Origin of the sequence: Paenibacillus sp. FSL H8-0317 (genome assembly GCF_045040685.1) — a bacterium.
In the GTDB taxonomy this organism is placed as follows: domain Bacteria; phylum Bacillota; class Bacilli; order Paenibacillales; family Paenibacillaceae; genus Paenibacillus.
In genome coordinates this window covers 3,386,304-3,399,333 of the sequence record NZ_CP150294.1, presented here as the reverse complement: position 1 = coordinate 3,399,333, position 13,030 = coordinate 3,386,304, and the positions used below count along the sequence as shown (strand labels likewise).

Annotated in this window: 9 protein-coding genes; 3 read left to right on the top strand and 6 right to left on the bottom strand. The window is 44.9% G+C overall.

Features of this window, described 5'->3' with window-relative positions; all coding sequences use genetic code 11:
- Positions 1-105 precede the first annotated feature (105 nt).
- A complete protein-coding gene (locus MHB43_RS15240; protein ID WP_405132263.1) occupies positions 106-780 on the top strand; it encodes a class I SAM-dependent methyltransferase in 675 nt (224 codons plus the stop codon).
- Between the two features lie 84 nt (positions 781-864).
- Here the strand turns inward: MHB43_RS15240 and MHB43_RS15235 are convergent, their stop codons facing one another.
- The 5 genes from MHB43_RS15235 to MHB43_RS15215 form a co-directional block, all read right to left on the bottom strand.
- Positions 865-2,268 carry a PQQ-binding-like beta-propeller repeat protein gene (locus MHB43_RS15235; protein WP_405132262.1) on the bottom strand — a complete coding sequence of 468 codons (1,404 nt, stop codon included), beginning with the start codon at positions 2,266-2,268 and terminating at the stop codon, positions 865-867.
- Positions 2,269-2,463: 195 nt separating this feature from the next.
- On the bottom strand, positions 2,464-4,515 hold the full coding sequence (locus MHB43_RS15230; RefSeq protein ID WP_405132261.1) for a serine hydrolase domain-containing protein: 2,052 nt from the start codon (positions 4,513-4,515) through the stop codon (positions 2,464-2,466).
- A 110-nt stretch (positions 4,516-4,625) separates the two neighbouring features.
- Entirely contained in the window at positions 4,626-5,924 is a 1,299-nt protein-coding gene (locus MHB43_RS15225; RefSeq protein ID WP_405132260.1) for a GHKL domain-containing protein, read from the bottom strand.
- Between the two features lies 1 nt (position 5,925).
- Positions 5,926-6,666, bottom strand: a complete 741-nt coding sequence (locus tag MHB43_RS15220) for a LytR/AlgR family response regulator transcription factor (protein WP_405132259.1) — start codon at positions 6,664-6,666, stop codon at positions 5,926-5,928.
- A gap of 198 nt (positions 6,667-6,864) precedes the next feature.
- Positions 6,865-7,629, bottom strand: a complete 765-nt coding sequence (locus tag MHB43_RS15215; protein WP_405132258.1) for a YheC/YheD family protein — start codon at positions 7,627-7,629, stop codon at positions 6,865-6,867.
- Positions 7,630-7,831: 202 nt separating this feature from the next.
- Between MHB43_RS15215 and MHB43_RS15210 the strand changes: the two genes are divergently transcribed.
- On the top strand, positions 7,832-8,641 hold the full coding sequence (locus tag MHB43_RS15210; protein WP_405132257.1) for a DUF6492 family protein: 810 nt from the start codon (positions 7,832-7,834) through the stop codon (positions 8,639-8,641).
- Between the two features lie 17 nt (positions 8,642-8,658).
- Positions 8,659-10,032 carry a sugar phosphate nucleotidyltransferase gene (locus tag MHB43_RS15205; protein WP_405132256.1) on the top strand — a complete coding sequence of 458 codons (1,374 nt, stop codon included), beginning with the start codon at positions 8,659-8,661 and terminating at the stop codon, positions 10,030-10,032.
- Between the two features lie 106 nt (positions 10,033-10,138).
- Here the strand turns inward: MHB43_RS15205 and MHB43_RS15200 are convergent, their stop codons facing one another.
- Positions 10,139-12,958, bottom strand: coding sequence for a glycoside hydrolase family 2 TIM barrel-domain containing protein (locus MHB43_RS15200; RefSeq protein WP_405132255.1), 2,820 nt, complete (start codon positions 12,956-12,958; stop codon positions 10,139-10,141).
- Between the last annotated feature and the right edge of the window lie 72 nt (positions 12,959-13,030).

Here is a 13,030-nt window from a genome sequence, read left to right as displayed (position 1 = left end):
CTCGGAACCCATAGGTCCAACCTATGAGTTTATCCATAATCAGTATTTCCCTTGATCCCTTCCAGTTTGTAAAATATGGAGAAAACCTCAAGGAGTGATGAGCACATGGAATTCTCAGTAAAGCAGCTGTTTGATAAAGTAGCCCAAGATTATGATGTGCAGCGAAAGCAGCTTATCCCTTGTTTTGATGATTTTTATGGAATGGCTCTGGATCTAATGGAAAGCCCGCTCGATTCTCCACGTATTCTTGATCTGGGTGCAGGAACGGGACTGCTCTCCGGATTGGTCCTGCAAAAGTATCCCAACGCGCGATTAACCCTGATCGATATTAGTGATCAAATGCTCGAAGGAGCACGTCGAAGGTTTGCTGATGCAAACCAAGTACAGTATGTGATCGGGGATTACTCCAAGTACGATTTCACCAGTTCCTACGATATGATTATTTCCTCCCTGTCCATTCACCATCTGACCCACGCTGACAAGAAAAAGGTGTTTGATTCTGTACATAAGCTGTTAGAACCAGGCGGATGCTTCATCAACGCAGATCAGGTTCAGGGAAGAACCCCCGATACGGAGACCTATTACCGCAAGCGCTGGTTAGAAGCGATTCAACAAAGTGGTTTGTCTGAGGAAGCCATCTCGGCTTCGATCGAAAGACGCAAGGTGGATATCAATGCCACGCTGGAGGATCAATTGATGTGGTTGGAGGAAGCGGGGTTTCGCGTGGCAGACTGCATGTACAAGTACTTGGACTTTGCAGTGTTTTATGCGCAAAAATAAAAAAAAGACCGGATTATGGGCAGCTATACCATGATCCGGTCTTCTCACATGATTTTCGTTCAGCGGCATATGCGGGTAAATCACTTATTTCAGCGACGCTGGCAGCTTAACGCCGAGAAGTTTGCCTTCGGCTTGGATGATGATCATTCCGTTTGTCTTCAACGTCGTGTTGTGCAGATCTCCACCGGTGGAGACGCGGAAGACCGACTGACCCGACATCATGTTGAGGACAAGCAGTGTGCCGTTACGTTGTGCTCGATACATCCCTTTACCGTAAACATCAATCTGAGAAACGGGGGCATCACCATGCCACTGAACCTCCTGACCATTAGCCAGCTTAATGCCTGTGAGTTCTCCCGTGTTGTCGTTTTTGAAGATCAACCTTTCCTGTGTAATGCCAAGCCACACCATATTTTCTCCGTAAGGGCGCTGAAAAGTTCGAAGTGGCGCGGGACCCGGCTTGGTTGAGGTCAACGGATACTCCGCTATTTTATCCCCTTGTAAAATGTATAGTTTGTCTTTATTGGAAAATATCCCTCCATACCCATTCACATACGGTGGATCCCCCGGCATGGTCCACTTATACTCCTGACTTCCTTTTAACACACCGGTCTCCAGATTGTACGCATTCACTTTCCATTTGCGTTCTGGTGAAGACTCGTCATTTTCCAACATCGAAGAATAATAGTCCGCTGAGTATACAAGATCGTCTTTGATCTGAAGAGCTTCCCCCTGACCAAAATGACCCCATAACTTCTTGCCCGTTTTCTTGTCATATGCATTAAGCTGTAAGGATGTAAGTGCCCCTTGGACGAAAAAGGTTCTCAGCACCACACCATTAGATTCTCTCAGATACTCAGTACCATTACCTTCACCTAATGGTTCATCTGCTTCCCAGCGCAGTTTGCCTGACTGGATATCCAGTGCAAACGTTGTACTCCCCTTAATCACGTAGAGGGTATCCACCGTTGGAATCAGAGCTTCCGTACGGTTATACGTATCAATCCAGGTGGATGTGCCTGACTGCCATTTTGCTTTGCCTGTCTTCGCATTCAAGGCATATGGCTTGTGATCAATGGTCAGTCCGTAGAGAATCCCGCTTTGATAGGTAATATAAGGAGTCAGGTCTTTGCCGTAAGTCCACAGCCGTTTACCTGTTGTCGCATCAAGTGCAATCAGCTTCGATCCAGCAAACGTGAATACTTTTCCTTCTTCTGCGATGGCATTAGCTCCGATGTGCGTCTCGTTCATATTCAAATAGTTATCTACTTTTGCTGTCCAAGAAGGTTTCAGTTCAGGTACAGTGATTCGCTGATACGAATACCAGTTTCGAATGGATACATCCGATGCTTCCGCATGTGCCTGAGATGGCAACACGCCGATGACGCCGTGAACCATCAGCATTCCGGCAGTAATACCTGCAATGATGGGTCTTCCTGCTCTTCTTTTCCATTCCTTATTCATTTGACGTTTATGTATATTGACCATGGTAAATGAATTCCTCCTGTTATTAAAATCCTGAGATATAACTACATAAACATAACGCGTGATAGGTCCAAATAGTTACCGGATTGTTAAATTATTCAAAGAAAATATCAAAAAAGCCGCCACCAGGCGACTCCTTGATAACTGTATTTTTTCGGTGATAAGTTGCAAATGTGACTCATTAATGAAGTTTCTGCTTTACTTTAGTTGGATCTGGAATACATCACCGGCGTCCCCACCAAAAACGATAAAACCACTTTTCGGGAGCTTCGTCGATTCCTGATTGGTTGCTACAGAGAAGTCAACCATTTCCCCTTTATCATTATACACTGCATAACCTCCGGTCTTGGGAGAATCCACCGTGATGGATTTGTTACCCGAGCGGGCGTCGATCGCATACCACCGGGCTTGACCGTTTGCCGGAATAGTCGTAATTCCTTTTTTTCCACCAAAGATTGGAGTAATCGCATCCTCGGCAATGTATTCCTGCCCATCCTGGAGCAAAATCTCGGCGCCATTCTTTGTGTAAAATTGCAGATCAAACGCGTCTCTTCCGTTCATTACAGGAATCTCGGCGATATTCTCTGCGTTGTTTGCATCCATGATTTGCGTGCCATTAGCATAGCCATTTTTGGCATCAACAGACAGGTTCTTGATCAGCATTGATGGAAGCAGATAAAAGATCGACGTTATTTTTTCATCCAACGCGTAATATTTCGAGCTGTCACGAGCTATCCATTTCTCTTTCGTTGCTGCGTCAAGCGCATTATGATCCAGTTTTTGATAATCATACGTGTTCATTACCGTTTGGCCTATGCCGGGTAACGTTATCATGCCTTGAACTTTAACATACACCTTGTCATTACGTTCCTTCACAAAACTAGCTTTCACACTGCCATCCGCACTTGTAAAATGTTCGTCGCCTGTGTACACATATTTCTGCTCTGGAATCATTCCACCCAACAAGGCAGGCAGTTGCATCTCACCATCCTTAATCGTTATATCCAATGTCTCTCCTACCGTACCATAGAGACCGGAGTAAGCATTCAACTTCGTCGGCATCTTCACTTTGACAGGTGGTGAGAATTTCTGATCAGGCTGAACATCGTCGATGATGCCCTGATCCTCCAGAACGTCCAGCAGCACTTTGCTGGCAAACATCTGATTGTAGACGGAAGATCCGCCAGAGGATAGAACCGCCATTGAAATATCATGTTCCGGTATGGTGATTAACACGGCATGATATAGCATGGTGTCTCCGCCCTTGGCAAGCGCGGTAATCCCATAATCGCTGAACGGTGCAAGGTCAACCGCGTCCCAGCCCAAGCCATAATTGATCGTATTTTGTTCATCTGATACCCATATGCCATTACGATATTCATGAGATTGCATGGCCTTCACAGCAGATTCGGACAGAATATCCGGTCTGTTCCCCATTAAAACCTCTCCGAATTGACTCAATTCTTCTGCGGTAGAGTACACTCCGCCGGTGCCGATAATGTTAGCATTTTCGGTAGGCATCTTCATCTCAAGTGTAGGCCAATAGGTTTCGGATAACTGTGCTCTGTCAAAGGAATCTAGTGGTGTCTTCGTTGATTCCAACTTCAACGGCTCGCTGATATACTTGGCGATATATTCGCTGTAGCTCAAACCACTCACCCGTTCAACCAGGATTTCAAGCAATTGAAAACCGTCATTGGCGTAGACGGAGTATGCGCCAGGTTTGGATTTCAGTTTTTCGGACTGAAGCTTGAGCAATAACTCATCATGATTGCGGGTGTCGTTATCGTCAAACAACATGCTGTTTCCATAATGTGTACCGTAAAGACCGGATGAATGATTCATCAACATGCGCGGTGTGATTTGAGTATAGCGCGCATCTGCCATTTTAAAGTCCTTGATATACGAAGTAAGCGGCTCATCCAGATCTATTTTACCGGAATCAACCAGCTTCATGGCGGCTGCCGTAACAACCATTTTGCTAACCGAGCCTATGCCATACATGCTATCCTTGTCTATTGGCTTCTGTGATGCCTTATCGTGCAGTCCTACACTATCTGATAAAATGTATTCTCCTTCATCCATGATCGCATATTGCACACTGGTGACACCGTAGGTTTGCACCATCTCCTTGGCGATCTGCTCCGCCCGTGCCTCAATCGTTGCACTGTTATTCACCTCTGCGCTGACAGATGTCAGCGGCGTAATTACAAGCACCGCTGTACATAAAAGACTAATTAATTTCTTCATCCTATGTCCTCCCTCAAATGTTCTTATGAATGAATTCATCATATCCGGGAAGAGACTGTTCGAACGCAAACGGACCCTGAATGGAAAAAAACAACCCCTGAATGGTAGATTCAGGGGTTGTCGGTGTGGAACGGAAGTACGACCATGTTGTTAAATTTCCGATGCTGATGCTCAATACTCATATGTCCACCATATTTCTCGCACATTCTCGATATATTGGTTAGACCGATCCCATGGTACTCCGGATTGGGCTTGTCACTTTTCAAGTCAACTATCGGTTGCTCCACATGATTCATAATCTGGATGACAAGTGCAGATGATGTGGAGTGAATGGCAATCAGGATATATCGATCCTCGGCTTGTCTGACCTTCTTGGAAGCCTCGATCGCATTATCGAGCATGTTACCGAGCACCACGCACAGATCATATCGATCAATCTGCACATGTTGCGAGTGAAGCTGGATTTTGGTGTCGATTTTGATCCCGTTTGCCTGCCCCATAGCCAAGGTATTTGTAACGAGTGCATCAATGACTAGATTGCCGGAGTTCACCCGCTGGTAAGCACCTTCAATCGTATTCAGTGTAGATTTGATATGGTCACCTGCCGCCGCCAGTTCGTTACGTTGGATACATTCATCAATATACAGAAACTGCTGGTTAATATCATGGATGATGCTTTTAATGTTTTTGAAACTGTGAACGGTCTTCTCATAGTTGGCATCCTGATGATCCATCTGACGCTGTAACTGGGCATTTGCATGCGCAAGCTGTACCTTTTCCACCATATTATCGAACACATAGACTATGAACACATTGAGAAAAAGAGAGCCCAGTACAGAAAAGACGTAAAATATGTTCTTTTCACTGTATATGGAGGCCACATTGATCTGATAGATCGTAATGATCGGTACGATGAGAAACAGCAAATAATACCGATAGTGAACGGCAAAACTTCTACGTTTGGCGACGAGACGGACAACTTGAATGACAACGAACATGATGCTGCAACCAAGCAGCATAACCTTGGAGAGAACCCAGTGGTCTTCTCCGTTGAACTGATCCATTGAACTGTAATCCGCGGATTCCAAAACACCGAGAATATATACAGCGATGGCATTTGCCATAGTAATTAGAACCCCATACAGGATGGTGAAAACAAGTTTGATTTTGAACTCTACTTCATAGGATTGTGCCAGACTGAAGATTAATAGCAGAGCAACCGCAGTGGAACCAATATCAGAGAAGGAAGAAACCCAATAAAAATAACCCAACATGACAAATACCAAGAAATAGATCGCTCTACGCGGTTTACGGTTGGACTTGCCCAACACAGAATCAAAATAAAAATTCGCCTGAAATGCCATAAGTAAAGTCACGAAGAAGATAGAAAATATCATATACGTATCCATGTCATTGAATCCTCATAATCATGTATTTGGTATAGGCATCCTTGACTTCCTTGACCTTGGAGCGACCTATGGGCAGTTCCGTTCCATTCAACATGACGACTTGGGTGCCGGAAAACTTCTGAACATGCATCAGGTTAATGATAATTGAGCGATGAATCTGCAAGAAACCATGGTCTTTCAAACCGGTAGCGTAGCTGGATAAAATGCCTTTGGTCTCATATACATTTTCCTGAGTCACAAAATTCAACTTGTTCTTGATCGTTAAACTTTTGACGACCTCAATCCAGAGAATATCATCATATTTCAAAAGCAGTTCATCATAGTCTGATTTGATTAGTACATACTTTTTGTCCAATGCCTGAAAATATTGACACAGCTTAATCATCTTTTCCTCGAAAACTTGCGGCTGAATTGGCTTGATCAGATATTGAAAGGTCATGACATCAAAGCTCTCCACCATATATTCCGGGTAACTGGTCAGAAACATAATCTGTACATCCAGAAACTTCATGTTCCTGATCTCTTTAGCGGTCTGAATCCCGTTCATTCCGCCCATCTCGACATCCAAGATGAGAATATTGAATGTATCCCCAACCTCCCTGTAGTGCGAGAGCAGTTGTTCACCAGATGTGAATAGGCTAATTTGAAAATCAAAATTGGTTTTTAGAGATAAGGAGACCAGCATCGATTTAACACGTTCTCGCTGCTGCTCCTCATCATCACAGATTGCAATATTGAACATGGGGGAACATCCGCCTTTCATCGACATCGACTCTGAATTTCACTCTCGAATATACTATTTTAGCATAGGTTTGGGAGTCGAATTGGGATGAAATGCATTATTCCGACCCTCAAACGCAGATCAACAAAAAAAGTCGCCACATTGGCGACTCTTGAACTTGAAACCTTCTCCAGCCATTTCTATGAAAAGTGCGGTCTGTTATTTTGTTTTTTTGGGCACAGCATGGCGGTAATATCGTATTACCTTGCGATACATCGTCTTGTCCTTTAATTGATTGAATATATATGGGTCAGGTTTGACATTCACTTCAATAATCCAGGGTTTCAGACTGTGGTCAAGGCCGATATCTACACCAATTTGCTTAAGATGCGGGTACTTTTTTTTCATATGACGAGCTATGCGCAGGCTAAGCTCATTCATCTCCTGAACCAGTTCATTCCTGCGTTTGGTGGATGCATGTGATTGTAGCAGCTTGTTAATATCCATCGGTGTTCCACCACTATGATAATTGGTTACGATTTTCTTTGGATGGCCCAGTCGACCGATGATTCCGGTAGCTTCCCAATGTTTGGTCGGGCTTAGCTGTATCATGACACGGATGTCAAAACGTCTGTTATTGTGCTTAAGCAGATGGATTCCTCTCTGAATCAGATAACTTCTTTTATTCACCAGACGAGTCAGACTGTTATAAAACGATTCAAAGCTGTCAAACGTCAGGCGTTTTTGCTCTATCTGATAGACAAAATGTTGCTGACTTTCCATCTCTGCCTTAATAACACCCATCCCGAAAGTACCTCTCTCGGGTTTGACATAGACCATTCCATATTTGCTGATCATGGATTTCAGATTCGTCTTGTTATATTTCTGTGTGTCGGGGATAAACGGTTTAATTAATTCATTATTAATGATCAATTTTGTTTTTAACCACTTGCTTCTTAACGGCTGCAACTTATCAACTCCCATGTCGTAAACTCTCCCTTCAGCAACCGAATCAAAGCCTGCTGTTTGATCAAGATCCTGCAAGCATTATATGTAATACCGATAAAGGAACCCTCAACAAAAGCCCCTATTCGTAAAAATGTATATTTGCACATGCCCTGACCAAAACACTTTTGCACACATACCATATAATGAGTCATCACGATTTGTGCAAGGAGTTGAGAAGATGTCCGTCCTGCCTGGAATCCGGTTGAATAATGCGCCTAAGATTGATGTTCTTATACCAGCGATCGAGAAAGATTTGGCTACCCTTCCCCTCGTCATCGATAACATTCGCCGTTATGTAAAACATCCCATTGGAAGCATATATATTGTTTCTCCGGTCAGCACCAAAATCAGAAAACTCTGTTCCCTTAAAAACTGCATTTTTGTTAATGAGCGATCCGTCCTGCCTATAACCAAAAACGACATACACTACCAGTCCTCCCGATGGAATCGGTCAGGCTGGTTATATCAGCAGCTGCTCAAAATGAACGGAGATTCCATTGTGAAGGCAAAGTACTTTCTAGTCATGGATGCAGATACCGTACTGATTAAACCTCATTCATTTCTTGTAGAAGGCAAAACAGTCTTTTACTGCCGTGACTGGAGCCAGCCGGAATATTTCAATACCTACCGCAAGTTGTTAGGCATGAAAGCTCCGCGTCCCCGCTCTTTTGTCACTCATTATATGCTGTTCGACAAATCGAAACTCGCTGCCTTAAAACAGAAAATTGAAGCGGCTCATAAGCTGCCATGGTACAAAGCGATCATCTCCAATATCAATAAGAAGAAACAGTTTGGTTTCTCCGAGTATGAAACGTATGCCAATTTTATGTATACGAAAAACCCAGGCAGCATGGTCCTTAGAAGTTCCAAGAATAAAAGTCTGAATGTGAACGCTTCTTCGTTAAAAGAGCAACAAATCCGCAATCTGGCTCTTAAATACCGTTCTCTTTCCTTTCATAAACGGAAAATCTATAGTAAAGCTCCCTGAGCTTAAGGAGGAAGCCCATGCATATCGTACTGCTGGGCGGCGGCTCTGGCAAAAGGCTCTGGCCGTTATCCAATGAGCTTCGCTCCAAGCTGTTCATAGATATACTTCCATCACCCGCTGGAGGTAGGGAATCCATGATCAGCAGAGTATGCCGCCAGCTTGAAAGTTCATGCCTAACGGATTCAACACTCATTATTTCACATCAGGACCAGGCTAATATTACGGCTCGACATACTCAGGGCAAAATACCAGTCATCGGGGAACCTTATAAACGAGGCACTTTTACCGCGGCGGCCTTAGCGACGTTATATCTGCAATCCTTCCGAATGGCCAAAGATGACGATGTGATCTGTATCGCGCCAGCTGATGTGTTCGCAGGTGAAGATTTTTTCAGCAACTTCCAATTACTGCCGGATATATTGAAACATTCTCAAGCCGATATCGCTTTAATTGGGACAAGGCCTACACATGCTTCAGAGCAGTATGGATACATCCTGCCGGGTGGGGAAGAACGTAATGCTTATGCGCCCATAACACAATTTATAGAAAAACCCGAAGCCACCATTGCTGAAACTCTGCTACAACGTGGGGCACTATGGAACTGCGGTGTGTACGCATTCACCGTAGAGTTTATGATATCCCATATTAAAAAAATGGGGCTTCCGGTTAATTATGATCAATTGTCGTCCCTGTATGAAGCGTTGCCTGAACGCAGTTTCGACAAGCATGTTGCAGAAAAGGCACAGCGGGCCGTAGTCCGGCCTTATAAGGGAGTATGGCAGGATATCGGAAGCTGGGATACGCTGTGCGCACAGTTAGATACCCATGTAATCGGACACGGTGGAATCTCGGGTTCTTCCTCCAATTCCTACATTATTAACGAGCTTCCCTACCCCATCCAAGTCATTGGCGTGCCAGGTATTATCGCTGCCGCAAGTCCGGATGGCATTCTCATTGCCAACAAAAATAATTCAAATGAAATTAAAGCGCAATTGGGTAACTTGCCATTAAAACCGATGTATGGTGAAGCAACCTGGGGCAGTTATCGTGTCATTGAGAGTTCGTTAGACAATGAGAATACAACTGTAACCACATTAAACATAACGGTTCTACCGGGCAAACATATCGGGTTGAACTGGCATAGAACTGGGTGTAGAGCATGGACCGTGCTTGCAGGCAGTGGGCAAGTGCTTGTCAACGGAAAGGTCATGCAAGTGAATATGGGCAATCAGTTCGCGATTACCAAGGAGAGTCTCTTTTCTATTCTGGCTGAAGCCAGGATGGTGATCCTTGAGGTCCGGATCGGAGTAACAGAGGATAAAGACAACATACTTTTTGAAGAAGAAGATTGGAATGTAATCCTAAAAAGTGCAGGTTCATCTAACGCTTAATGGGAAAATGAACCGATTCATTCTGCATGTCTTATAGCCCCTTCCATTCGCGGAAGGGGCTCATTGGCATAATTAAGGGAAACCTGACACTTCTTCTCCCTATATCTTAGTTAAACAACTTGCGAAGTTCCTCTACTTCCAGACGTGCAACTGGCTGGTAAGCGGAACTTTGTACATAACGCTGGAAGCTGTATAACAACTGTCTGCCCTCCAATGTAGTCATCAGACGCTCCAGATTCAGCGCTCCCATCAGCACTCTCCCCTTCCGGACCCGACACTCCATCAACAAGCCGAGCTTGTGGTTTCGCTCAAAATTGTCAATGGTCTGCACGATCGGCGTAATTTCTGGCCCAAGTTCATCCAAAATCATCGAGGACGAGTTGGATACGATATTCCACCACGGATAGGTCGAGTAATCTTCCGTGACAAAATGTTCGAATGCTGGATGATCCCTCTGAATCAACAATCCCATTGTGCCCACGGGAACCTCTCTTTTCATATTCTCTGATATGGAACGAAACATAGGATAAGACCAGAAATCGGTGCTATAGAAACCTTGAATCGCATGTTGAATCTGGTCGGGATTTGGGAAAAGCATGATATCCTCTCCCTGCTCTAGCAACACCAGCGCTGCTTCGGAAAGTTCGGTAAAGAGATTTAATCCGGTCAATTCCACGTCCAGTTGGCTCGGATAGATCCACAGGTCGTAAGACTTACGGATATCCGTACCCGGAATGGACAGTCTAAGCTCCACTTTGGTCATATTGGAGGCCTCAGGAATGCGAATGCTGAGAACCGCGACATTCACATAATGTTCTCCATGGGTCGCTGGCAGGTCTGCTTTCCCTTCCAATAGGACGCTTCCTTCGATCTGCTCGCTTTGAATTTCCCACTTCAATTGAAGTCCATCCAATGCTTGTCTCCGGAAGTAACTTAGTTCAATGCGTGCTTCGAACAATTCACCCGCTTGATAATTATATTTGGGGAATCTCGCCAACAACACAGCGTCGGAACAGAACGTTCTCCACTCCTCAGGTGTAATCATGCCTTTGGAATCCATGAATGCGTCCAGTACACCCACCAGCGCTGTTCCCTGACCACTGAAATCCTGAAGATCCAGCAGCTGGAACCCGGCTAGTTGCTGCGAACGAAAAGCAGCTTCCAGTTCTTCCTTGTAACATGCGACCGCGAGTTTACCAGAGGCTCTGAAGTATGCTTCCGCCAGATGTCCCAGTCCTTTGGCATTCAGACGCTCTCGAAATACTTCGAAATTCTTGGCTTTGAGAGAACCCGTATACTTGTTGATCTCCTCGAAATTGGGAAACGTGGCGTACTGTCCAATTTCATGCGAGATGATTGGTACGTGTGAGACAAGTTGGTCACTTCCAGCTTCGGCCTGCACTGTTTTGGAACCTGTCCCATACTGAATCTGAATCTCTTTGTCCCCAGTCTGACCAGAAGGGTCAGCATCGCTGCCTTGCTCAGGTACAATGTTTGAATCGTAATCTTTTAATGTATTTGGCAGGTCGGTCTGCACGTGACCAAGCGGAGCATCACACATCGCATATGAACCTCTGAACAGGCGCTCTTTGGAGAAACGAACCCCGCAGAAGAATTCACTTTCCTCCAGAATGTCCGGCACAAACTGAAAGTTATTCGAACCTTCGGTGTATAGATGACGATGATCATATGCTTTGTATGCCTTCAGGATCGAATTCAATCTGTCCTTGCTTCCCCATAGTTCATTCCCCATGGACATCATGACAAACGAAGGATGATTACCAAAAGCACGCAGCATCGCAAATCCTTCGCTAATCAAGTAATCCTGCTCGGCTTGATTATGCCCATCCGAAGATTCATCCGTAATAGTTCCCCAGAACGGAAGTTCAGGCTCCATGTAGATGCCGAGCAGATCCGCTGCAATAAAAGCAGCCTCCGGAGGACAACAGGTATGGAAACGGTAGTGATTGATACCGTAGGACTTGGAGATAGCGAGGATACGAACCCACTCATCCACATCTGTTGGCGCGTATCCCGTGAGCGGAAAGATCAGCCCGTCATGTTTGCCTCGAAGAAACGTTTTGCGACCATTAATGGTGAATTTGTCTCCAGCAGCCCGGAATTCCCTTAATCCCGTCCATACTTCGGTGGAATCCAGCACTTCGCCGTTCTGATCTTGCAGATGAATATGAAGTTGGTACAGGTTAGGTTCATCATCACTCCATAACATCGCATCTTCGCCAATCTTGTACGTCAGCTGGATTTCCTGCGAATCCGGGGCGAAAATCTGTTCCTCGGTCGTATGAACTGGATCTGCACTGACAGCAACAGCTGATACCACGATTCGTACTTCTTGCAGGTCACCAACAAGTGCTGCCTTGATCTCGAAAGATCGAGTCGCAAGATCGGGATAGACCTGAACATTATCCAGGAAAACACGCTCGAAAAATTGAAGTTCCAATTTCCCGGTGATGCCGTTCCAATTCGTCTGCGTGTCTTCGGATGTAAGATGACCACCTTTGGTTGGATAATTGGTATTGTCCACTCGTATGGTAATTGTATGAGTCCCAGCGGTTAGCCCTGCCTCAATCTCGTAACGGTGAGGTGTGTTCAGACTGTTTTGTGTTCCGCATTCCACCCCATCAATCCAGACTGTGGTAACTCTTGTTCGTTCCAGATGCAAGAAGCAACATTTGCCAGCCAACTGTTCGGGAATTTCAATCTCTCGTGAAAACCAGGCATAACCCTCAAATAAGTACTCATCCGTCAGCGCACCGATTAACACATTCTCGTTTTTCTTGCCCTTGGCCGCATGAGATGTAGTATTTGGCAATGTAATAACGTCTGAGAAATTCAGACCACGTTCCACCTTATGTTCATCGAGTTGGAGTTTCCATATGCCTTCCAGATTTATTGCAGCTATCATGATAGTGTCCCCTTTTAGATTCATATAATCGATAAAAGTAATCGCTTCCAATGAACAGAAATCGTTTTCGAA